The organism is Marinobacter metalliresistant (assembly GCF_038098645.1).
In the GTDB taxonomy this organism is placed as follows: Bacteria; Pseudomonadota; Gammaproteobacteria; order Pseudomonadales; family Oleiphilaceae; genus Marinobacter; species Marinobacter metalliresistant.
In genome coordinates, this window is sequence record NZ_CP101118.1 from 1035692 (window position 1) to 1059179 (window position 23488).

Here is a 23488-nt window from a genome sequence, read left to right on the forward strand (position 1 = left end):
GATATTCTCATAACCTTATTCGAGCGAGTCGATTTAGAGCAAAATGTTATGAAATACAGTTTTCGACAACTGGAAGTCTTTCTGGCCGCGGCCCATTTCCAGAACATCACTCGCGCCGCCGAGTCGCTCGCCATGTCGCAGTCCGCAGCCAGCAGTGCGCTCAAGGAGCTGGAAAACCAGTTTGATATCCAGCTGTTTGACCGCGTTGGCAAACGCCTTCAGCTAAACGAGCTCGGTCGACTCTACCGGCCAAAAGTTGAGGCCGTCCTCGCCCAGGCAAACGAACTGGAGCGGGCGTTCAGCAAACACACGGAAGTGGGTGCCTTAAAAGTCGGCGCCACACTCACTATTGGTAACTATCTGGCTGTAGGTGTCATGGCCCAATACATGAATACCCCTACCCGGCCACGAGTCGCGCTGGAGGTTGCCAACACGAGCACGATCGCAAGAAGGGTCAAGGATTTTGAACTGGATATCGGGCTGATTGAGGGGGAACTACAGTCGTCAGAACTGGATGTCATTCCCTGGCGGGGCGATGAACTGGTGGTTTTCTGCTCGCCCAGCCATCCCCTGGCCAGCAAAGGTTCACTCACGGACGAGGATCTGCGCGAAGCCACCTGGATTATGAGGGAACAAGGTTCCGGAACACGGCAGAGTTTTGAGCGAGGCATGCACGGTCTGCTGCCGGATCTGAATGTGCTGCTGGAGCTGGAGCACACGGAAGCCATCAAGCGCGCGGTCGAAGCGAACCTCGGTATTGGCTGCCTGTCCGACGTGGTGCTGGCCGACGCCTTCAAGCGTGGCAGTCTGGTTCCCCTGGCAGTGCCGGAGCATCGGCGCTTTGACCGGCAGTTCTACTTCATCCTGCACAAGCAGAAATACCGCAGTGCCGGGATTGATGCCTGGATTGAGCTTTGCCGGCGGCTGAGGTGAAGCCGGGGTCAGATGAAAGCTTTCATCTGACCCCAACTTCACCTCAACGGCCCGCTATGGAACCGGAACTCGCTGTCCGGTTCCTCGATCAGTCTCTTCTCGATCACCAGAAACTCTGCCACGCGATCATCCACCGGGCCTGCGGCGGCCTGCTGCGCCAGCTTCAGGTAATCCTGGTAGTGCCGCGCCTCGGATTTCAGCAGGCCGGTGTAGAAATCTTCCAGCTTTTCATCCAGAAAAGGCGCCAGTGCCGCGAACCGCTCGCAGGAACGCGCTTCGATAATGGCACCCACGATGAGAACATCCACCAGCCGGCCGGGATCTTCCGAGCGGACTTCCTGCCTCAGCCCGGCAGCGTAGCGAGCCGGTGTCAGATGGCAGTACTCCACGCCTCGTTTGTTCATGATCGCAAGTACCTGCTCAAAATGCCGGAGCTCTTCACGGGCCAGCCGCGACATCCTGTTCAGCAACTCAGTGTTATTCACGTACCGGTACATCAGGCTCAGCGCAGTTGAGGCCGCCTTTTTCTCACAATGGGCATGGTCGATGAGCATCAGGTCCTGGTTGGCCAGGGCGTTGTCGATCCATTGTTGTGGTGTCCGGCACGGCAGAAAGTCGTGAATCTCTTGCAGGGCGTCGTTCATGGCGTCATTACGGTGGTTGATTTGCGGCCCGCGAGTATAACGCAGCTAGCAGATTTCTCCGACCTCTGTCCAACTTAACTTTATAAGGGGTTTCCTATAGAATGCAGCGCCAGATTAAGGAGTCTCTGAATAAACCCTGAAACCCCATCGGTGATTTGAGGCATTATTCAGAGGCTCCTGCGGCCTTTCCGCCAAAAACCTCCCGCCAGGCAAGAAGCCGGCGCGGGACATTCCAACTGATGAGGGTCCATATCGTGTTAGAAGCCTACCGTGAACACGTTGCCGAACGTGAAGCCCTGGGTATTCCTCCCAAGCCCCTGAACGCCGAGCAGACTGCTGCTCTGGTTGAGCTGCTGAAAAACCCGCCAGTGGGTGAGGAAGAAACCCTGGTTTACCTCCTGGAAAACCGCGTTCCGCCGGGTGTGGACGAAGCCGCTTACGTAAAAGCCGCCTTCCTGTCTGCCATTGTCAAAGGTGAAGCTGCTTCTGCGCTGATCGACAAAAAGAAGGCCGTCCAGCTGCTGGGCATGATGCAGGGTGGCTACAACATCGCCACTCTGGTTGACCTTCTGGACGACAGCGAACTGGCCGGGCTGGCCGGCGAAGAACTCAAGCACACGCTGCTCATGTTTGACGCGTTCAACGACGTTAAGGAAAAGATGGACGCGGGCAACGCCGTCGCCAAGTCTGTGGTTGAATCCTGGGCCAATGCCGAATGGTTCACCAACAAGAAAAAGGTTCCCGAAAGCACCAAAATGGTGGTATTCAAGGTCACTGGCGAAACCAACACCGACGACCTGTCTCCGGCTCCGGATGCCTGGTCCCGCCCGGATATCCCGCTGCACGCCCGCGCCGCCTATAAAATGGAACGCGACGGCCTGAAGCCGGAAGAGCCCGGCGTAACTGGCCCCATGAGCCAGATCGACGACATCAAATCCAAGGGCCTGCCGGTCGCCTTCGTAGGTGACGTAGTAGGCACCGGCTCTTCCCGTAAGTCCGCCACCAACTCGGTTCTGTGGTTCTTCGGCGAGGACATCCCCGGCGTGCCGAACAAGCGTGCCGGTGGCGTCTGTATCGGCAACAAGGTTGCCCCGATCTTCTTCAACACCATGGAAGACGCCGGCGCTTTGGTATTCGAAGCCCCGGTCGACGACATGAACATGGGCGACGTCATTGAAATCCGCCCGTACGAAGGCAAGATCCTGAACGAAGCCGGCGAGACCATCTCCGAGTTCAGGTTCAAATCCGACGTAATCCTGGACGAAGTTCAGGCCGGCGGCCGCATCCCGCTGATCATCGGTCGTGGCCTGACCGCCAAGGCCCGTACAGCACTGGGCATGGGCGCGACTGACCTGTTCCGTCTGCCGAAGGATCCGGAAGCAGGCACCAAGGGCTTCACCCTCGGCCAGAAGATGGTCGGCAAGGCCTGTGGCCTGGAAGAAGGCAAGGGCGTTCGCCCTGGTACCTACTGCGAGCCCCACATGACCACCGTCGGCTCCCAGGACACGACTGGTCCGATGACCCGCGACGAACTCAAAGACCTGGCGTGTCTGGGCTTCCAGGCCGACCTGGTGATGCAGTCCTTCTGTCACACCGCCGCCTACCCGAAGCCGGTTGATGTGGAAATGCAGCACACCATGCCGGACTTCATCCGTACCCGGGGTGGTGTTTCCCTGCGCCCCGGCGATGGCATCATCCACTCCTGGCTGAACCGTATGCTGCTGCCGGACACCGTCGGCACCGGTGGTGACTCCCACACCCGTTTCCCGATGGGCATTTCCTTCCCGGCCGGCTCCGGCCTGGTGGCGTTTGCCGCCGCCACCGGTGTAATGCCGCTGGATATGCCGGAGTCGGTTCTGGTTCGCTTCAAGGGCGAAATGCAGCCGGGCATCACCCTGCGTGACCTGGTCCACGCCATTCCGCTGTACGGCATCAAGCAGGGCATGCTGACCGTTGAGAAGAAAGGCAAGATCAACGAATTCTCCGGCCGTATCCTGGAAATCGAAGGCCTTGAGCACCTGACCGTGGAGCAGGCGTTCGAACTGTCCGACGCTTCCGCGGAACGGTCGGCAGCCGGATGCACCATCAACCTGTCTGAAGAGTCCGTGGCCGAGTACCTGCGCTCCAACATCACCATGCTGCGCTGGATGATTGCCGAAGGTTACGGCGATCCGCGTACCCTGGAACGTCGCGCCCAGCAGATGGAAGAATGGCTGGCCGATCCGAAGCTGATGCGTGCCGACAAAGATGCCGAGTATGCTCACGTAGTGGAAATCGACCTGGCCGAGATCAAAGAGCCCATCGTGTGCTGCCCGAACGATCCGGACGATGCCCGCACCCTGTCCGAAGTGGCCGGCGACAAGGTTGACGAAGTCTTCATCGGTTCCTGCATGACCAACATTGGTCATTTCCGTGCCGCGGGTAAGCTGCTGGCACAGAACAAGGAGCCCCTGAAGACCCGCCTGTGGATGTCCCCTCCCACCAAGATGGACCAGGCTCAGCTGATGGAAGAAGGCTACTTCAACATCTACGGCACCGCCGGTGTTCGCACCGAGATGCCGGGCTGCTCCCTGTGCATGGGCAACCAGGCCCGCGTGGCGGCCAAGTCCACGGTCCTGTCCACCTCCACCCGTAACTTCCCGAACCGACTGGGTGATGGTGCCAACGTGTACCTGACCTCTGCGGAACTGGCAGCGGTTGGTGCGGTGCTTGGCAAACTCCCCTCCGCCGAGGAGTACATGGAGTACGCCAAGGATCTGAACAGCATGTCGAAAGAGATCTACAAGTATCTCAACTTCGATCAGATGGAGAACTACACCAGGAAGGCCGCCGAGGCGAACGTTGCCTGAGCACTGACCTTCTCGGTTCAGCTCCACAAAAAAACGCCAGCCTGGAGGCTGGCGTTTTTTTATGATGAGGGCGCACACCGGCTGGAGTCCGGGCCGGGTTGCGGACTAATACACGATAAGCCGGACCAGAATAGCCGCCACCATCACCAGGGTGATCCACTTAACCCACTGGGCGCCCTTCTCGCTCAGATTGACCCGCACCGCAATGAACGCACCGGTAATATTGCCAAGGGCCAGCGTCAGCCCCATGCCCCAGCGCACTTGATCACTGATCGCAAAAATCACCAGGGCCGGCAAGGTATACAGCAAGATTATGGAAACCTTGAAGACGTTCACCTGGCGCAGATCAATCCGCAGCATGCGGTACAGGACCACCAGGAACAGCGCGCCGACACCTACCTGGATGAAGCCGCCATAGACGCCGATCAGAAACATGGCCAGATAGATCACCGGGCCCAGCCGGTCCGGTGTCAGCGGGCGGGTGTCCAGCTTTGGTTGGGGCAACAGCATGAAGACAGACGCGCCGATCATGGCGACTACAAGCACGAACTCGAAAACCGCGTCGGCGACCCAGGTGGCCACCCAGGCTCCCAGCAGTGAGCCCAGGACCGCCGGCACCGCGAGATGAAGACTGACCATCAGGTTGCCATGCCCCATCCGGTGGAAGCCACCTACCGCCGTGATGCTCTGAAGGGTAATGGCGACCCGGTTGGTACCGTTTGCCACCTGCGGTGGCAACCCGAGAAACATGAGCAGTGGCAGGGTCAGCATGGACCCACCAGCGGACAACACATTGATGAACCCGGCCAGACCACCGATGGCAAGCAGTGCCAGGACATCGATTACCGTCATGAATCAGCCCGGCCGGCCCGAGCCAATGCCGGAGAAGCTCTGCCGCGACGGCTGCTCCAGACCAGAACCGCGATGAAAATCACGACGCCGGCTCCGTCCAGGAGGATCTGACCATGAGGCCAGAGCATGAGCGCGCCGATGGGAAACATCAACAGTCGGACAACCGGATGGAGCTTGTGCTCCAGATAGCCCTCGAGTCCGGCGATAATGGCGTAAATGCCAAACAGGGCAAAGAGAAACACCCGGATCATTTCAGTGAAATCACCCGTGATCAGCGGCGAATAGGCAAACAGCAGCGGAACAATATAAAGACCCTTGGCCAGTTTCCACGCGGTAAATCCGGTACGCATCTGCGGGGTGCCGGCAATGGCCGCCGCCGCGAAAGCGGTCAGGCACACCGGCGGTGTCACATTGGAATCCTGGGACAACCAGAAAATGATCATGTGCGCGGCCACCAACACCATCGACAGGGTCGCCGGAGACAGTGCCTGCTCAAGCAACTGGGTGCTGAAGGTGTCGGGCACCATCGCAAGAAGCTGCTGGGCCGTGGCAAGGTCCATGGGAGCGTTGAGCAAAGCCGTTTTGTCAGGGGCTGCCAGCATGAAGATGGCTTTCGCCTGTTCCGGCAGGTTACCGTTCATCAGCAACTCCAGCAACTGGCCCTGGGCAATCAGGTTATAGATTGCGGGTGCCGACAGAGTCGCAAGGACAATGTAGGCCGCTGTCACCGGCAAGCCCATACCCAGAATCAGTGATGCCAGGGCCACCAGCACAATGGTAATGACCAGGCTGCCACCGGCCCAGTCGGTAATCATCAGGGAAAAGGTATTACCGATACCGGTGGTGGAGACCACCATCACGATCAAACCAACGGCGATCAGCAGAATGGCCGTGGTGGTTACATTTCGCGCCCCCATGGCCAATGCGTCCAGGATATCCCGGAATCCCATCGGGTGCCTGGAAAGCCAGGAAGCCACGATCACTGAGAGAATGGCGATGCCTGCGGCGTAAGTGGGGGTAAATCCGTAAATAAGCGCTGCAACCAGTACCACCAGTGGCAGCAGAAAATGCCAGCCGTCTTTCATCACGTCCTTAAGGGTGGGCGCCTGATCGTCTTCCAGCTCGACCGCGTGGCTGCGTTTGGCCTCAATCCGGACGAACATGGCCACCGAGAGGAAGTACAGCAAGGCGGGTAACGCCGCCACACCAATGATGGTGAGGTAGGACACCTGGGTGTAGGACGCCATGATAAACGCCCCTGCGCCCATCACCGGCGGCATCAACTGGCCGCCGGTGGATGCCGCCGCCTCAACCCCGGCGGCAAAACGGGCCGGGAAGCCTGCCTTGCGCATCAGCGGTATGGTAATCACGCCGGTAGACACCGTATTGGCTACGCTGGAGCCGGATACCGACCCCATCAGGCCCGATGCGAAGACCGCCACGAAACCCGGACCGCCAACAAACCGGCCGGCGGCGCAGCGGGCCAGCTCGATAATAAAGTCGCCGGCGCCGGACTTAACCAGAAAGGCACCGAACAGGATAAACATGAACACGTAGGTCCAGGAAATCCGGGCGATCGAGCCCAGCATACCCTGGCCCCCAAGGTAGGAACGGAATAGTACCGTTTCCCATGAAAGGCCGGGGAAGTTGAAGATACCGTCAACATACTGGCCCCACCAGGCCACATAGGACAGGGCGACAATACACAGGAGCGGAATAAACCAGCCGACGGTCCGGCGGGCGAACTCCAGAATCAGGATCACCGCGGCAATAGAGACGATCCAGTCCGCTGTATTGAAGTTGACGCCGCGCTGGTATAGGTCATCTTCAAAGAGGATCAGGTAGAAGGCAGAGGCCAATGCCCCCAGACCAAGCACCACATCCACGCCAAATACCACACGCTGACCGGTGACCGAGCGGGTCTTCAGCATGGGGGTCGTCAGGGCGCAGATCAGACCAAAAATGCCGAAATGCAACGCCGACGTCCACAAGGTCGACAACGTGGACAGGGTGTTGAAGTACAGGTGAATCAGCGCGGCACCGATGGCAAGCCAGAAAATCACCGGCCCGATCAGCCAGTGACCCAGTCGTTCAGCCGCTTCGCTGGCGCTTTCGTCGCGAACCTCCACCGGAGGTTCGCCTGTTTCCCGTTCAGCCACGATTACTCAGCAATCAGCCGATCAGGAATGGTCAGCCCCTGCTCCTGATAAAACCGGACAGCGCCCGGATGCAGCGGCATGGGCAGCCCGGCAATGGCTTTTTCCAGCGCCATCGCCTTGGTGGCGGGGTGGATGTTATTCAGGAACGGCAGGTTGGCGTAAATGGTTTTCGTGATCTGGTAAACATCCTCTTCGGTAACGTCCGCCCGCACGGCGAGGATGTTGGGCTGGGCAATCGTTTCGATCACCTCGTCCTGATTGGGGTAGGTGCCCACCGGGATGGTATAGGGTGTCCACAGCTCGAAATCACTGTTCACACTGGCGAGCTGCTCTTCGGTGAAGTTCAGGGTGGTAATGTCGTCGCCCATGTTGGCATAGGCCCGGGTAACGGCGGACGCGGGAACGCCGGCCGGGATGTTCATGCCATCGATGTTGCCGTTCTGAAGTGCGTCTGCACTGGGCCCATAGCCGAGATAAGCCAGATCAATCTTTTCAAGGTCAATGCCGACCTTGCCCAGGATAAAGCGCCCGGAGCCTTCGGTGCCGGAATTCCGGGCGCCGATGGAAAAGCTTTCGCCGTAAAGGTTGGTCATATCGGCAATGGTGCCGGTTTCCGCCAATTCCCTGGACACCACAAAGTGTTCAACGTTTTGCCAGAGCATGGACACCGAACGCAGGTTCTTATAGGCCTTGGGAACCGGCCCGGTGCCGTTCCAGGCGTATGCGCCGTAAAGTCCCTGGAGAATACCAAACTGAATCTGATCCTCGTCCATCAGCTTGAGATTCTCGCCGGAACCGGCAGAGCTGATGGCAGAAACGGAAATATTGGTCTTGGGCTCCAGCTTTACCTTGATCAGAGTGGAAAGGGCAACGCCCACGGGGTAATAGGTGCCCCCGGTTGTCGCGGTGCCCATCACGTAGTTCCCTTCCGCCTGCACCCCGGAAGAAAAAGAAAAGAGGGCGGCCGCCAGCACGCCCACGGTGGATGTCAGAAATTGGTTTTTGTTCATAACCCTTCGTCCTTTCGTCATTATTTTAGTCCGCAACTGAGATGCAACCCTATTAAGGTAGCGGCTTGGAGGGGGATCTACCAGTTCATGAGGCCAACTCTAGACCTTGGTATGAGTCGCAACCTGCTCCGCTAAAAAATACGAAGCACCAAATGCAACACCCCTCCGCCGGGGGCGGAGGGCTTGTCAGTCGTAACAGAGCTCCTCCCGGAGCCCCGTTCCTTCTTCCGGCGCTCACGCGCCCCTTGCCTCAACGGGTGATGTGCTGATACTCACCAGCGTCGGAAGTGGCAAGGCTCACAACCATGATGGCAATCCAGGAAGCAATGAAGCCCGGAATGATCTCGTACACGCCAGGACCACCCATGAACTCTCCGTTCCAGCCCAGTGAAATCCAGATTATGACGGTGGCCGCACCGGCAACCATGCCTGCGATGGCACCAGCGCCGTTGGCACGCGGCCACATCAGCGACAGGATAATCAGCGGACCAAATGCGGCGCCAAAGCCTGCCCAGGCGTTCGCGACCAGCGCCAGAACCTGAGAGTTCGGATCGGAGGCGATAACGGCTGCAACCAGACCCACCAGCACCACACAAATCCGGCCTACGCCCACGCACTCCTTATCTGTTGCTTCTTTACGCAGGAACAGACGGTAGAAGTCCTCGGTCAGTGAAGAAGACGATACCAGAAGCTGACTGGAGATGGTGCTCATGACCGCAGCCAGAAGAGCCGCATAGAGGAAACCCGTGATCAGCGGATGGAAAAGCAGGTCAGACAGGATGATAAAGATGGTTTCCGGATCCGCAACATCCAGGCCGTTGCGCACGGCGTATGCGCGGCCGAACACGCCCAGAGAGATGGCACCGAAGAGTGAAATCCCCATCCAGCTCATGCCGATGTTGCGGGCAATCGGGACCTCTTTTAACGTGCGGATGGCCATGAAGCGCACAATAATGTGCGGCTGACCGAAATAGCCAAGCCCCCAGGTTACGGCTGAAAGCCAACCGACAAAGGTAAGCCCTTCGGTCCAGGACAACAGCGTGGGATCGACTTCATTCAGGGTCTGGGACGCCTGGGCGTAGCCACCGCCGCCTTCACCAAAGAGCACAACGGCTGGCATGATCACCAGCGCCAGCATCATGATGCAGCCCTGAACAAAGTCCGTCATGCTCACCGCAAGGAAACCACCCACAACCGTATAGGCCAGCACGACGCCCAGGGTGATCACGATACCCACCGCGTAATCGCTCAGACCACCGAAATTGAAAATTCCGGAAAACGCGCTTTCAAACAGCTTGCCGCCCGCAACGAGGCCGGACGCCGTATAGACCGCGAAGAAAATAACGATGACAACTGCTGACACCGTTCTCAACGACAATGCCTGGGTCGGGAACCGGTTCGCCAGGAAGGACGGGATGGTAATGGCGTTACCGTAATGCACCGTCTGTTCCCGGAGCCGGGGCGCAACGAACACCCAGTTAAAAAAGGCACCCACAAACAGGCCAATACCGATCCAGGCTGAGGCCAGACCGGAAACATACAACGCCCCCGGCAGCCCCAGAAGCAACCATCCGCTCATATCCGAAGCGCCCGCTGAAAGGGCCGCCACTTTAGGACTGAGAGCTCGCCCGCCCAGCATATAATCTTCAGACGAAGAAGTAGATCTGCGCATTGCAAAAATGCCGATGGCAATCATGAGCGCAAAATATGCAAATAGACTGATCCAAACACCAATAGCCATAAGGCTCCTCCGGTTTAATGAGTCGGATTAGATCCGCTCGCGAAGCACAGAGCCGATCCAACGCCAGCATGCTGTACTATTCTTCTTGTATACCCGAATCCCATTCTGATTGAAGCAAGGCGATACACTGCAAAAGCACTCCTTGAATATAGCCAACCATCCAGGGATTGCGACAGCTGCCTTGAGCAATTGCGCCAGACGGGCCTCCAGCTGCTATAAGTTAGTATTACTACGGATCTCAGGCTTGCAAAATCCTACGATTCTTTTACAGAATCCTACGGTACCACTCTAAACACGGACCATATCAGGCCACGTTTTCACGGAATTGCAACCGGGACGGTGTTGTACCCTTATACTTTCGCAACGCATTAGTCAGTGCGCTCTGGGAAGAAAAACCGGTTCGATAACTGATTTCGGACACCGAGAGAGAGGTGGACACAAGCAGTTCAGCTGCCTGATCAAGGCGGGTGAGTAACAGAAACCGGTGAGGTGTAATGCCAGCCACTTCCCTGAAAACCTCGTGGAACCGGCTGACGCTCAGACAGGCTTCGCCGGCCATGTCTTCAACCGTAATCTTGCGATGGAGGTTTTTGAGGATATAACGTCGAACGGCTTCAGGGCTGATGCTGTAACGATTCGGGAATTTGGCATGCCGGTCACTGATCCGGTCAGCCATACAGTAAAGAATACTTGCAGCCAGATGCTGCTGAAGGGTGATGTTGTCCGGTGCACGATCAAACTCGCCGGCAGCAAACTGGACCAGCCCCTGTAGACGACTATCCATCTGCAGGGTCCGTGGCTTTTCAAACACCCGCATCATCCGTTCATAGTCGGCATGAGCCGGTGTATTGATGGCCGGGGTCAGCGGGTCAAGGTTAATGACGAGAACATGATTTTTGTCATCACCACAATAGTCGTGTCTGGCTTCAGTTGGAACGAAACAGGCCTTCCATGTGTCGAGATGGGACCCGGTCCCATCGACGCTCAGTTCAGCTTCTCCCCGCACCCCGACAACAATCTGATGATGTTCATGTTTGTGCTGGTGAGCGGCTATTGGAAGTTTCAGAAGTTTCGTATTGAGCATTAAAACTGCCGGCTTATAATTGAGAATGTGCATCAATTAAAGCAGATCATTACAAAAAGTGCACGAATGCCGGGGAAAGCATTCGCAAATCCCAGCACCTTTCAGGACGACCCGGAGCTCCTGAACAGCCCTGTCAACACTCTGGAAACGCTTTCAGACACCACCTCCAGCGGAAGTGCCGCATCAACCACATGATACCTGGAGGGTAGCGCCACGGCCCTCTCCAGATAGGCATCCCGGATTCTCTGGAAGAATTCCAGGTCTTCCTGTTCAAAACGGTCCAGCTCACCTCGCTTTCGAGCCCTGGCCATTCCGGTTTCAACCGGGGCATCCAGAAGCACGACGTGATCAGGCCGTATTTCACCCTGGACCAGGGTTTCCAGAAGGGTGATCCGTTCAACCGGCACGCCTCTTCCACCGCCCTGATAGGCATATGTCGCGTCTGTGAAGCGGTCACACAGGACCCATTTGCCTTGATCCAGAGCCGGCAGTATGCGGTTGTACAGATGCTGCGCTCTCGCCGCAAACATCAGGAGAAGCTCCGTGGTTTCGTTCACCGGCTCATCCCTGGGAGACAGTAACAGCTCACGAATGGCCTCTGCCATGGGCGTCCCGCCAGGTTCCCGGGTCACGATAAAGTCTACACCAAGGCCCTTCAGGGTTCTCGCGGCATTGGCGAGCTGTGTCGATTTACCAACACCTTCGGTGCCTTCAAATGTGATGAACTTTCCCCGAGCACTCATCCGGCGCCTCCATCAGTACCCGAGAAGCCGTCTTCCGGTGCCGGAGAAGACCGGTAATCCTGGCGACGGTTGAGCTGAAACTCCCGCACGGCCTTCTGGTGTTCGGCGAGGGTGCGGGAAAACTTGTGGGAGCCATCACCACGGGCGACGAAATAGAGTGCATCCCCGTCATCCGGATGCAGAGCCGCATGAATCGAATCGCGCCCCGGCAAGGCAATCGGCGTGGGAGGGAGACCATCAATCCGGTAGGTGTTATAGGGCGTATGGGTAAGCAGGTCTTTCCGGCCAATCCGGCCCTTGTAGCTGTCGCCCATGCCGTAAATAACGGTCGGATCGGTCTGGAGCCGCATTCCCTTTTGCAGACGGCGGACAAACACTCCGGCCACCTGATCCCGTTCGCCAGGTGCACCGGTTTCCCGCTCCACAATAGAGGCCATGACCAGGGCTTCATAGGGGCTGTCGTAGGGTAAACCCTCCTCCCGGGCCTCCCATTCCTCCGCCAGAACGGTCTCCATCTTGCTGAAGGCCCGCTTCAGAATATCCAGATCGGTCTCATTACTGGTAAAGGCATAGGTGTCGGGGAAGAACCGCCCCTCAGGATGCTCTCCTTCAGCCCCGACGGCGGACATGATCCGCTCATCGGTCCACTCGCCCGTTACCCGCTGCAACCGCTCAGCGCGCGCCAGGGCTTCACGCATGTCCCGAAACGTCCAGCCCTCAATGAACTGCACGTACCAATGTTTGATATCCCCGGACACCATGAGGCTGACCATGGCTTTCGGACTCATGCCATTGAGAAACTCATAATCACCGGCCTTGATACGGGCCTGCTCCGGATTCAGGCGACCATAGAGCCTGAGCCACAGGCTTTGCCCGACCAGCCCTTGCGCTTCCAGTCTCTGAACCACTTCCGTGAAGGTGGCCCCCTGGGGAACGTTAAAAAGCACCGGCTCTTCCAGAGTCACTGGTTTTTCAAGACCCTGAAGGCCTTGCCAGACCCACAGCCCGGTTCCGGCCGAGGCCAGCACGGCAACACAAACACTCGCAAGCAATAACTTCTTGAGCAAACGATTTATTCCAGTAATTCGAGAGGATTGAAGATTGTCGCAAGTCCGCTATCGACAGGCAAATCATGACCGGCAATCGTGCGAACCGGAACAATACCGAGAACGCTGTTCAGGAGAAACAGGCCCTGGCATTCCGGGCCCAGTACGTCTTCGACCGTTAACGGCCGCTCCGTCACCGCCTCCCCCCTTTGTCTCAGGCGCTCCAACAGCCACTGGCGCAGGACTCCGGCAACGGCCAGGCAGGCAGCAGGCGGCGCCACCCAGGCATTATCCGTCCGCAGCAGAAGATTGGTCCGGGTACCCTCCACGAGATTGCCGTCGCCGTCAGACATTATGACTTCAAATAGGGACTGGCCAAGATCGGCTGCCGCCATTACCTGCTCAAGCCGATTCAGGGATTTGATGCCGGCAAGCAAAGGGTTGACCGTCAGCGGAACCCTGGAGAAATCGACCACAACACCAGAAGCATCGGGTGTGGAAGCCAGTGGCGACGCAGACACAAGCAGGTTAGGCACCATGCCTGGGTCCGGGCGGTAACCACGACCACCTCCACCACGGGTCAGGGTCAGTTTGAGAATCCAGCCATCATCGGTGAATCGCTCAGAAAAACGCTGGCCGGCCCGGGTACAGACAGTCGCAAGTTCCCGGCGCGAAACATGAATACCAAGCCTGCCGGCATCCCGCACCATACGCTCGAGATGCCGGGAAAGAAGAACACCTTTTTGCCCGACCATACGGATGGTTTCGAACAGGCCATCACCATAGGCCAGTCCCCGGTCATCCGCTGGCAGACCGCCCTCCTCTGCCCAAAACAGGCGAAAAACGGCCATGGTCAGCCTTCAAAGCGACGGAAAATCAGGGTTCCGTTGGTACCACCGAATCCGAAGGAATTGGACAAAGCCACCCGCACATCCGCTTTACGGCTTTCGTGGGCAACAAAATCCAGATCGCATCCGTCATCGGGATTGTCCAGATTGATGGTCGGGGGCAGCACCCCATCGCGGATCGACAACACCGAAAAAATCGCCTCGACCGCACCGGCAGCACCAAGCAGATGCCCGGTCATGGATTTCGTGCTGCTCATGGCAAGTTTGTCGGCATGGCCTTCGAATATACGCCGGACAGCAGCCACTTCCGCCACATCTCCCACCTGGGTTGACGTGCCGTGGGCATTGATATAATCGATTTCATCCGGCTTCAGGCCGGCATCCCGGATCGCATTCGCCATGGACCGGGCCGCTCCTTCGCCATTCTCCGGCGGCGCGGTAATGTGGTGGGCGTCGTCGCTCATGCCGAAGCCGACAACCTCGCCATAAATTGTGGCACCTCGTTGCTTCGCGTGTTCCAGCTCTTCAAGGACAACGACACCCGCACCGTCACTCAGCACAAATCCGTCCCGGTCTTTGTCCCATGGCCGGCTTGCCTTGGTGGGTTGGTCGTTGCGAGTAGAAAGTGCCCGGGCGGCAGAGAAGGCCGCCATCCCGGTACGCGTTGTTGCCATTTCCGAGCCACCGGCGAGCATCACCTCGGCATCCCCGTAAGCAATAGTGCGGGCAGCATAGCCGATATTGTGAGTGCCGGTGGTACAAGCGGTAACGATTGCGATGTTGGGACCACGGTAGCCGAAACGGATCGCCGCATTGCCGGAAATCATGTTGATCACGGAGGCCGGCACAAAAAAAGGCGAGACTTTGCGAGGGCCGGACTTGTCCATGGTCAGAACGCTTTTCTCGATGTATTCGAGACCACCGATCCCGGAGCCGATTGCGATCCCCACTCTTTCCCGGTCAAGCGCCTCAAAAGCCTCAAGACCACTGTCGTCCACCGCCTGCTGGGCGGCAATAAGGCCATAATGAATAAATGCATCAAGCTTTCTGGCGTCTTTGGTCGAGAGGTATGGCTCCATATCCAGCTCACGGATGGCACCCCCAATCCGGGTGTTGTAGCCCGACGCGTCAAAACGGTCGATCATTCCGATCCCGCTGCGTCCTGCCCGGATACCTTCCCAGGATGACTCCACGTCATTTCCCAGTGGAGACAGCATGCCCACGCCTGTGATAACAACTCGCCGTTTGCTCATAACCCCTTGCACCTGATCTTGTCCGTATAAATCTGAACCCGGATTGAACCTGATTTTCAGCCAATAAAAAAGCCGTCCCCCGATGTTTCACAAGGACGGCTTTTTGCCTGGCTTTCTTGAATGCAGAGTATCAGGTGTGCGCGACGATGTAGTCGATCGCGTCCTGAACACTTGCCAGCTTCTCGGCTTCCTCATCAGGAATCTCGGTTTCAAATTCCTCTTCCAGGGCCATAACCAGCTCAACGGTGTCCAGTGAGTCAGCGCCAAGATCCTCTACAAAAGAAGATGAGTTCTGAACCTCGGACTCTTTAACGCCCAACTGTTCACAAACGATCTTCTTAACGCGCTCTTCAACTGTACTCATAATGTCCTCACTTTGTGTGTCAACCAAGCAACTCAAGTGCTGCCAGTTTAGTTTAAACCCTACCTGCAAACAAGCAGGGATTCTGTCAAACATGTTGTGCGACAAGGAGTTGCGCACAGGCTCCGGAACGAAGCTTATCCCATGTACATTCCACCGTTTACATTGATGGTTTCACCCGTCACGTATCCGGCGGCATCTGATGCCAGGAAGGCAACCACAGCTGCCACTTCTTCCGGCTCACCCAGACGACCCGCGGGTATGATTTCCAGCATAGCCTCGCGCTGCCTGTCGTCCAGTTTTTTTGTCATATCCGTGTCAATAAATCCCGGCGCCACGCAATTCGCGGTAATGCCCCGGTTCGACATTTCCTTGGCAAGGCTTCGGGTAAAGCCTTCCACCCCGGCTTTGGCGGCGCAGTAGTTACCCTGCCCGGGATTACCCATACCTGCAACCACTGAACTGATATTGACAATCCGACCCCACCTCGCCTTCGCCATTCCACGAAGCACAGCTTTGCTGGTGCGATAGACGCTGGACAGATTGGTTTCCAGAACCGACGCCCAGTCCTCGTCTTTCAGGCGCATCAGCAGGTTATCACGGGTAATGCCGGCATTATTGACGAGAATCAGCGGCGCACCGGATCTCTCGGTCAACTCCTTCAGACCCGCCTCGATGCTGGCGGGATCTGCCACATTCATAACCATGCCGTAGCCCTTGAGCCCGGCAGACTGCAGATCGTTGGTGATGGATTCGGCACCGCCGGCGCTGGTGGCCGTACCGATGACTTCAGCGCCCTGCTCGGCCAATGCACGGGCAATCGCCTGGCCAATTCCGCGGGTCGCACCGGTTACCAGTGCAATCTTACCTTCCAGAGACATGAATCACTCCCTTTCGTTTCAGGACTGGCTGAACGCGTCAAGCGCCTTCGCCAGCGAGTCCGGATCTTCGATACTGTGAACCGCCAGTGCCCGGTCAATACGCTTTGCAAGTCCGGCCAGGACCTTACCGGTACCGCATTCAACAGCCACTTCCACACCGTTACTCACGAGGGTACGAACGGAATCCGTCCACCGGACCGGCGAATAGAGCTGCTTCAGAAGATTGGCCTTCAGTGTAGCGGATTCCGTCTCGGCCGCGGCGTTAACATTTTGTATAACCGGGATGACAGCATCATTAAAGCGCACATCATCCAGGGCTTTTGCCAGCTCTTCCGACGCGCCTTTCATCAGGGCGCAATGGGACGGAACGCTGACCGGCAAAGGCATGGCCTTGCGCGCGCCTTTTTCCTTGCAGGCTTCAATGGCCCGTTCGACGGCAGCCGCCGAACCGGCTATTACCACCTGCCCGGGGGCGTTGAAGTTCACGGCGGAGACAACCTCGCCCTGAGCAGCGCTTTCACAGGCAGCGACGACATCATCATCCTCAAGACCCAGGATAGCCGCCATTTTGCCTTCCCCTGCCGGCACCGCATCCTGCATGAGCTCTCCACGAAGGCGAACCAGCCTTACCGCTTCAATGAAGTCAAGGCTCTCGGAGGCAACCAGGGCACTGTACTCGCCCAGGCTGTGGCCAGCGAGGAAGTCCGGCTTGCTGCCGCCTGCAACAAACCACTGGCGCCACAGGGCGACACTGGCTGTCAGCAGTGCAGGCTGGGTGACCATGGTTCTGTTAAGCTCCTCGGCCGGGCCCTTCTGGCACAGCTGCCAGAGATCGTAGCCCAATACATTGGAAGCTTCAGCAAAGGTTCTGTTGATAATGGGCCAGGTTTCAGCGGCCGCCGAAAGCATACCAACGGATTGTGACCCTTGTCCGGGAAAAATAAAGGCTGATTTCATAAGCGGGATCTTATCGTCATTAAAGGGTTACGGGAGATTAGCCAATAGTACAAGGTAGGCCAATTATCCGCGAATGTGTGGCCAGATCGGGACAGACTTTAGTCTCAGGCGCTCAAAGCATGAGGTCGTCGAGGCGCTCATTGATCCGGCGGGGCACTTCCAGTTCAACTTCCCTGACAGCCTGACGAATGGCTGACAGCATGGCTCGCTCGTTGGCGTTGCCATGGCTCTTGATAACCACGCCCTGCAACCCGAGCAGGCTGGCGCCATTGTGACGGGAGGGGTCCATCAACCGAAGCAGCCGGCCAATAATCGGCCTGGCCAGCAGACCAACCAGCCTGCCGTAGAGATTCCGGGTGAAAGCCTGCTCCATCAACTCAATCAGGAGTCCGGCAACGCCTTCACCGGTTTTCAGGGCGATATTCCCGACAAACCCGTCACACACAACCACATCGGCCACATCCCGGAACAGATCGCTCCCCTCCACGTAACCGATGTAATTGACAGTGTCGCACTGGGCCAGCATGTGAGAGGCCAGACGGACCTGCTCATTGCCCTTGATCTCTTCTTCCCCGACATTCAGCAAGGCCACCCGGGGTTCCGCCTGCTGGCAGATAGCCGAGGCCATCAGGGAGCCCATCAGGGCATACTGATAGAGATTTTCGGCGGTTGAATCGACATTGGCACCAAGATCAAGGACGTGACAACGCCCGCGGAGAGAGGGAATCAGCTTGGCGATAGCCGGTCGCTCTATGCCCGGATACATGCGAATGATGGTACGGCCAAACGCCATCAGGGCGCCGGTGTTCCCGGCACTGACACAGCCCTGAGCTTCGTCGTCACGGACCAGACTCAGGGCAATGGCCATGGATGAGTTTTTCTTGTGACGGAGCGCATGGGACGGGCGCTCATTCATGCGCACCACATCTGCCGCCTCAACAATGCGGATTCTTGCATGCCCCTCACGCAACAAAGCCTCAAGCTCGCTCCGGACTCCGACCAGAACGATGCTCAAGGCTTCGTTTTCACGCACCGCCTGTAGCGACGCAGCAACCACAACCGCGGCTCCGCGGTCGCCACCCATGGCGTCAATCGCAATGGTGACCGGCTTCACCGTTCTGCCATCCGATTCCGTGCGGTGCATAGCGACAACGAGATTACTCGTCGCGTGCTTCGATTACCTGCTTACCACGATAGAAACCGTCTGGAGACACGTGGTGACGACGATGAACTTCACCGGTGGTCGCGTCGGTGCTCAGAGCGGCAGTGCTCAGAGCGTCGTGTGAACGGCGCATGCCGCGCTTGGAACGGGTTTTGCGATTCTTCTGTACAGCCATGATTATGCTCCTGACCTGTTAACGTAAACTTTGTATTACTCGGAAAGTAACGTGTGTTCGTTTGATGGGCGCCGGCTTCCCCTCAGGAAACCCGCGCCCGGTTAATGCTTTGTCTTCTTGAGATCCGCCAGCACGCTGAACGGGTTCTCGCCCGACTTTCTCACTGGCGGTGCCGCGGAGCCCTCAGGCTCGTAAGCCTCCAGATCTTCCCGGGCCGGACACTCATTCCGATCATGAAGCGGGAACGGTGGCAGTACCAGCAACAGCTCGTCTTCTGCCATTGACCAAAGATCTGCACTGAAATCATCGGTCAGGTAAGGCTCAAGCTCGTTCGGCAGCTGTTTCGCCTGTTCATCACTGGTTACCAACCCCAGGCTGAACCGGGAAACCAGTGTCGCGCCCATGGAACCCATGCAGCGCTGACACTCCAGCTCCACCGGAGCCTCCAGCTCACCCGAGACAACACGACGACGCTCACTGTCCATATAAAAGGACAACTTCACCCGACACGCAGCATTCTCTGAAAACCCCAGAACAGCTTCCCGGAAACGGCCAAGCCCGCTGAGGGGAATGATTCCCTCCAGAGTGCTGTTTTGTTCCGCCAACCGGTAAGGATCAACAGATTTGGGTAACTCGGCGTTTGGCGCTTTTGACATAGGCGCGCAATTTTAGGGGCGCAGCCCTCTAGTGTCAAAGACTTCGTTGCTTTTTGGGCAGGGGTTCCCGTGCAGGTAAGTGTAATTTACGATAAGCGCACTCCAGTTCTTCCTCCCCGCTACCCCAAGGACAATACACATGAGGCAAAACCCCCTGCTGCTGGCCTCGTCGTCACCTTACCGCAAGGTGCTTCTGGAACGGCTCGGCCTGCCCTTCAGTTGCGCCAGCCCTGATATTGACGAAACACCAGTTCATGGCGAAACCGGGGAGGCGCTGGCAACCCGCCTGGCGGAGACCAAGGCCAGGGCCCTGACAGAGCGATTTCCCGGCCACTGGATTATTGGATCTGACCAGGTAGCCTGCCTGCCGGATGGCTCCATACTGAACAAACCCGGAAATCACACACAAGCCAGGTACCAGTTACGCCAGAGCAGCGGCCACAGGGTCCTGTTCCTCACTGGTCTTGCACTGCTGGACACGGATTCTGGAAAACTGGAGCATCACTGCGAACCTTACACCGTTCACTTCCGACAGCTGACCGACGCGGAAATTGAAGCCTATCTGCGACGGGAACAACCCTATGACTGCGCTGGCAGCTTCAAGATGGAAGGCCTTGGCATCACTCTTTTTGAAGCACTGGAAGGCCGGGACCCGAACAGTCTCGTAGGACTACCACTGATTGCCCTGAACGACATGCTGCGACGCTGGGGCCGGAATCCGCTGCTGGAAAACCGGCCTGATGCGCCCCGGGTTTAACGAAGCTCCAGACGGGACTCCATCAGCTGACTGGCAAAGCCCGTCCCGAAGGCAACGCCAAGCTGGTCAACAATGTCCTGGAGCGGCGATTTGCGACGACTGTAATCCACCAGCTCTTCCTGGCCGATAATCTGCCGGGCGACGTGCGAAGCGCTGCCCAGCCCATCCACCAGGCCGAGCTCGACCGCCTGGTCGCCGCTCCAGACCAGACCGCTGAACAGACGCTCATCATCGGCCAGCCGATCACCCCGACCCTGCTTTACCGCCTCAATGAACTGTTGATGGGTGTTTTCGAGCACACTCTGCCAGAACATCACTTCTTCTTCCTGCTCTGGCGAAAAAGGATCAAGGAAGGCCTTATTCTCACCCGCTGTGTACAGGCGTCGATCAACCCCAATCTTTTCCATCACACCGGTAAAGCCGAAGCCACCGGCAACAACGCCAATGGACCCCACAAGGCTGGCACGATTGGCGTAAATCTCATCGGCGGCCGAGGCGATATAATAAGCCCCGGAAGCGCCGATGTCGGAAATCACGGCGTACACTTTCTTTTCCGGATATTCTTCACGCAGCCGCTTTATTTCATCGTATACGTACCCCGACTGAACCGGGCTTCCGCCGGGGCTGTTGATTCGAAGAATCACCGCCACCGAGTTTGGCTCCTCAAAAGCAGAACGAAGCGAACCGACAATATTATCGGCGCTCGCCAGCTCATCCGCCGCTATCGGGCCGTTAATCTCAACCAGGGCGGTATGCTTACCAGAGACACTGCTCAAAGTGTCTCCGAACGGAGCCTTCAGCATGAAAAGCAACGCAATCAGATAACCGAAGGTAAGGAGCTTGAAAAAAATCCCCCACCGGCGGCTTCTACGCTGCTCGGCCTGGAGCGACATCACCAGTTTTTCAATGAGTTTCCAGTCCCGGCCGGACTCCGGCGGCAATTTTGGCGACTTGCGGCCAAACAACGGCTTACTGTCCTTTTCAGGCTCCACTGGCTCATCTCCCCAATCAGGGGACTTATCGGAATCCCAGTCACTCATTCATTCATCCTGCCAGCAACATCGATTAAATTGGCTAATCCGGCTCGCTCAGAGCCCAAGTACCCGGCGCAGGCCGGGCACGGTATCAACAATGGCATGGGGCGAATAGTCACCCAGAACATCACGCTTGTGTACGCCCCACTCGACACCGATGGAAGGCATTCCGATACGCCGGGCCATTTCGAGATCGTAGCGGGTGTCGCCGACCATTACCGCTTCGGCCGGCTCAATTCCGTAGAAATTCAGAATCTGCTCGAGCATTGCAGGATCCGGCTTTGAGCGGGTCTCATCCGCGCACCGGGTTATCTCGAAATAACTGCCAAGCCCGCTGGAAACGAGGGCCGAATCGAGCCCCCGACGGCTCTTGCCGGTGGCGACGGAACAGCTGCGACCAGAACCGCGAAGGTCAGCCACCACATCCGCCATACCCTCAAACACATTCTGGGGCGTGGTGGTCTTGCTGAAGAAGTAACCCGCATAGCCCTCCCGGATACTATTCATCTCGTCACAACTGATGCCCGGATAAAGTTTCTCCAGCGCTTCGACCATACCAAGACCGATTATATCCCGGTAGGCCTCACGCTCCAGGGCCGGGTAACCCAGATCGGTCGCCGCCTGATGCAGGCTGTCGGCGATGTGCTCGACCGAATCCACCAGCGTCCCGTCCCAGTCAAAAATAACCACTCTGACGTTCATTGACCTGTTCCTTTAATGCGTGCCCCAAGTTTTTCCAGCGCCTCGCTGAATGCATCGTCGTACGGGGCCTCAAGGCGCACGGCCTCCCCCGACACGGGCAAGGTAAATTCGAGAGCCCTGGCATGAAGCATCAGGCGCTGCCCACCGATCGCCCTGAACGCTTTCAGGCTGACATCATCCATATACTTGTCGTCACCTGCAATCGGATGACCCGCCCAGGCACTGTGAACCCTGATCTGGTGTGTTCGCCCGGTTATGGGTGAGGCCTCCACCAGGCTGTAGCCCTGATAACGATAAAGGCAGCGGAAGGTAGTCAATGACGCTTTCCCCGATTCGTCAACCTTCACCCGACGCTCGCCATTGGGCATCTCGTAACGCAGAAGGGGGACATCAACCCGGTCAACACTGGCCTGCCAGTCACCGGCCACCAACGCGTGGTAGTGCTTTCTTACCCGTTTCTGGCGAAGTTCGTCCTGCAGATAGCGCAGTGCTGAGCGCTTCTTGGCCACCATAACCAGGCCGGACGTGTCACGATCCAGCCGGTGCACAAGCTCCAGAAACTTTGCCGATGGCCGGGCCGAACGCAAGACTTCAATCAGACCGAAACTCAGGCCACTGCCGCCATGAACGGCAATGCCGGAGGGTTTGTTGACCACCAGCATCTGTTCATTCTCGAAAATGACCGCGGCCTCAATGACCCCCTGCACCCGGGAGCCGGGCGCGACCTGCTCCGGCTTTTCCTTGCGAATTACGGGAGGAATCCGCACCTGGTCACCGGTTTTCAGCCGGGTGTCTGGCCTCACCCGACCCTTGTTGACCCGAACCTCGCCCTTTCTGACCACGCGGTAGATAATACTTTTCGGCACGCCGCGCAGCTGCGCCAAAAGAAAATTATCCACCCTCTGACCTTCATTGTCCTCACCCACAGTGACCCACCGCACCCCCTGGCGAACGTCGCCGCGGTGTGCCACCGCCCCACCACCCCTTCCCATGGGCGATGGTGCCGCCTTGTCGGGCCTGACTCTGGCTGGCTTCTTGTTCGCGGGCTTGCGGGACATGGAATTCCTATGGTGGTGACATGAATGCAGGATTGAACGACAACCTGAATACTGTTATATTCCGGCGTGCTCTGCCGTTTGTCTACGGCCTGATCAACTCAAGTCAGAAGCCGGAGCGGCAGAAGTATACCGACACTATTCGAGAGTTTGAACGCCGTGCACCCAATCACTACCGGGAACGGCGAAGTAAATGCTCCCGGAGTACCAGGCCAGATCTTGGAAAGACTGAACCCTGTCCCCGGGAGAAGAAAAAACCGCGCAGAAAACCGCGGGCGACATCGCGAAGAATCACTGCCACGCAGGGCCGGGCCGTCCAGCTTACGAATACGACGTGAGACCCAGGCACCTGAGTGAACCTGAAAACGGATAACATGCGTCAACAGACACGAACCTTACACGACCTCTCCCTGCCTACAGGCAGCCGGATCGTCGGCGTTGGTCTCAGACCGAAAGGATCAAACCCCCGAAGGGTCTGATTCGTCTGGCCGCCGGTCCGCCCTTGACGTAACAGGGCCCGCGGTACGCACATCCTGCTTCGCTGATGCGATCCCCTCCGGTTTTCTGTCAAACTAAACGACAGGAA

General features: G+C 57.7%; 22 protein-coding genes. 3 read left to right on the forward strand and 19 right to left on the reverse strand.

Going from position 1 to position 23488, the window contains the following annotated elements; translation table 11 throughout:
- The first annotated feature begins 48 nt into the window (after positions 1 to 48).
- Positions 49 to 933 (forward strand): LysR substrate-binding domain-containing protein, encoded by an 885-nt coding sequence (locus NLK58_RS04795; RefSeq protein ID WP_117617497.1) that lies wholly within the window; start codon positions 49 to 51, stop codon positions 931 to 933.
- Between the two features lie 38 nt (positions 934 to 971).
- Here the strand turns inward: NLK58_RS04795 and NLK58_RS04800 are convergent, their stop codons facing one another.
- Positions 972 to 1577 carry a tRNA-(ms[2]io[6]A)-hydroxylase gene (locus NLK58_RS04800; protein WP_117617498.1) on the reverse strand — a complete coding sequence of 202 codons (606 nt, stop codon included), beginning with the start codon at positions 1575 to 1577 and terminating at the stop codon, positions 972 to 974.
- A 254-nt stretch (positions 1578 to 1831) separates the two neighbouring features.
- On the opposite strand from NLK58_RS04800, the gene NLK58_RS04805 reads away from it, so the two are divergent.
- On the forward strand, positions 1832 to 4426 hold the full coding sequence (locus NLK58_RS04805) for a bifunctional aconitate hydratase 2/2-methylisocitrate dehydratase (RefSeq protein ID WP_117620276.1): 2595 nt from the start codon (positions 1832 to 1834) through the stop codon (positions 4424 to 4426).
- Positions 4427 to 4531: 105 nt separating this feature from the next.
- Here the strand turns inward: NLK58_RS04805 and NLK58_RS04810 are convergent, their stop codons facing one another.
- From NLK58_RS04810 to NLK58_RS04880, 15 genes are all read right to left on the reverse strand, one after another.
- Positions 4532 to 5278: a sulfite exporter TauE/SafE family protein gene (locus NLK58_RS04810; RefSeq protein ID WP_341582176.1), complete on the reverse strand. Its 747-nt coding sequence runs from the start codon at positions 5276 to 5278 to the stop codon at positions 4532 to 4534.
- The gene (locus NLK58_RS04815) at positions 5275 to 7437 is read right to left on the reverse strand and encodes a TRAP transporter permease (RefSeq protein ID WP_117617504.1); all 2163 of its coding nucleotides are present in this window, start codon (positions 7435 to 7437) and stop codon (positions 5275 to 5277) included. The genes NLK58_RS04810 and NLK58_RS04815 overlap by 4 nt, the downstream gene beginning before the upstream one ends.
- A 2-nt stretch (positions 7438 to 7439) precedes the next feature.
- Complete coding sequence (locus NLK58_RS04820; RefSeq protein WP_227539442.1) at positions 7440 to 8447, reverse strand: TAXI family TRAP transporter solute-binding subunit; 1008 nt, start codon at positions 8445 to 8447, stop codon at positions 7440 to 7442.
- 250 nt (positions 8448 to 8697) lie between these two features.
- Positions 8698 to 10188 (reverse strand): sodium/proline symporter PutP, encoded by a 1491-nt coding sequence (gene putP, locus NLK58_RS04825; protein ID WP_117617506.1) that lies wholly within the window; start codon positions 10186 to 10188, stop codon positions 8698 to 8700.
- 304 nt (positions 10189 to 10492) lie between these two features.
- The gene (locus NLK58_RS04830) at positions 10493 to 11272 is read right to left on the reverse strand and encodes an AraC family transcriptional regulator (RefSeq protein WP_117617507.1); all 780 of its coding nucleotides are present in this window, start codon (positions 11270 to 11272) and stop codon (positions 10493 to 10495) included.
- A 101-nt stretch (positions 11273 to 11373) separates the two neighbouring features.
- Positions 11374 to 12015 carry a dTMP kinase gene (gene tmk, locus NLK58_RS04835; RefSeq protein ID WP_117617508.1) on the reverse strand — a complete coding sequence of 214 codons (642 nt, stop codon included), beginning with the start codon at positions 12013 to 12015 and terminating at the stop codon, positions 11374 to 11376.
- Entirely contained in the window at positions 12012 to 13082 is a 1071-nt protein-coding gene (gene mltG / locus NLK58_RS04840; RefSeq protein WP_117617509.1) for an endolytic transglycosylase MltG, read from the reverse strand. Before mltG ends, tmk begins: the two co-directional genes overlap by 4 nt.
- Before the next feature lie 5 nt (positions 13083 to 13087).
- Positions 13088 to 13912: an aminotransferase class IV gene (locus tag NLK58_RS04845; RefSeq protein WP_117617510.1), complete on the reverse strand. Its 825-nt coding sequence runs from the start codon at positions 13910 to 13912 to the stop codon at positions 13088 to 13090.
- 2 nt (positions 13913 to 13914) lie between these two features.
- Positions 13915 to 15162 (reverse strand): beta-ketoacyl-ACP synthase II, encoded by a 1248-nt coding sequence (gene fabF, locus NLK58_RS04850; protein ID WP_117617511.1) that lies wholly within the window; start codon positions 15160 to 15162, stop codon positions 13915 to 13917.
- Positions 15163 to 15292: 130 nt separating this feature from the next.
- On the reverse strand, positions 15293 to 15526 hold the full coding sequence (gene acpP, locus NLK58_RS04855; protein WP_012136033.1) for an acyl carrier protein: 234 nt from the start codon (positions 15524 to 15526) through the stop codon (positions 15293 to 15295).
- A gap of 134 nt (positions 15527 to 15660) precedes the next feature.
- Positions 15661 to 16404: a 3-oxoacyl-ACP reductase FabG gene (fabG, locus tag NLK58_RS04860; RefSeq protein WP_117617512.1), complete on the reverse strand. Its 744-nt coding sequence runs from the start codon at positions 16402 to 16404 to the stop codon at positions 15661 to 15663.
- 18 nt (positions 16405 to 16422) lie between these two features.
- A complete protein-coding gene (gene fabD, locus NLK58_RS04865) occupies positions 16423 to 17361 on the reverse strand; it encodes an ACP S-malonyltransferase (RefSeq protein ID WP_117617513.1) in 939 nt (312 codons plus the stop codon).
- Between the two features lie 112 nt (positions 17362 to 17473).
- Positions 17474 to 18475 carry a phosphate acyltransferase PlsX gene (gene plsX, locus NLK58_RS04870; protein WP_376788069.1) on the reverse strand — a complete coding sequence of 334 codons (1002 nt, stop codon included), beginning with the start codon at positions 18473 to 18475 and terminating at the stop codon, positions 17474 to 17476.
- Positions 18476 to 18518: 43 nt separating this feature from the next.
- The gene (gene rpmF / locus NLK58_RS04875) at positions 18519 to 18698 is read right to left on the reverse strand and encodes a 50S ribosomal protein L32 (RefSeq protein ID WP_117617515.1); all 180 of its coding nucleotides are present in this window, start codon (positions 18696 to 18698) and stop codon (positions 18519 to 18521) included.
- A gap of 101 nt (positions 18699 to 18799) precedes the next feature.
- Positions 18800 to 19354 (reverse strand): YceD family protein, encoded by a 555-nt coding sequence (locus tag NLK58_RS04880; protein WP_117617516.1) that lies wholly within the window; start codon positions 19352 to 19354, stop codon positions 18800 to 18802.
- Between the two features lie 139 nt (positions 19355 to 19493).
- On the opposite strand from NLK58_RS04880, the gene NLK58_RS04885 reads away from it, so the two are divergent.
- Positions 19494 to 20111, forward strand: coding sequence for a Maf family protein (locus NLK58_RS04885; protein WP_341582177.1), 618 nt, complete (start codon positions 19494 to 19496; stop codon positions 20109 to 20111).
- Here the strand turns inward: NLK58_RS04885 and NLK58_RS04890 are convergent.
- Genes NLK58_RS04890 through rluC form a run of 3 tightly spaced genes read right to left on the reverse strand, consistent with a single transcriptional unit; the run spans position 20108 to position 22839 of the window.
- On the reverse strand, positions 20108 to 21151 hold the full coding sequence (locus NLK58_RS04890; RefSeq protein ID WP_341582178.1) for a S49 family peptidase: 1044 nt from the start codon (positions 21149 to 21151) through the stop codon (positions 20108 to 20110). The two genes, NLK58_RS04885 and NLK58_RS04890, sit on opposite strands and share 4 nt — an antisense overlap.
- 48 nt (positions 21152 to 21199) lie before the next feature.
- A complete protein-coding gene (locus NLK58_RS04895; RefSeq protein WP_117617519.1) occupies positions 21200 to 21847 on the reverse strand; it encodes an HAD family hydrolase in 648 nt (215 codons plus the stop codon).
- The gene (rluC, locus tag NLK58_RS04900) at positions 21844 to 22839 is read right to left on the reverse strand and encodes a 23S rRNA pseudouridine(955/2504/2580) synthase RluC (RefSeq protein WP_376788080.1); all 996 of its coding nucleotides are present in this window, start codon (positions 22837 to 22839) and stop codon (positions 21844 to 21846) included. The genes NLK58_RS04895 and rluC overlap by 4 nt, the downstream gene beginning before the upstream one ends.
- Positions 22840 to 23488 lie beyond the last annotated feature (649 nt).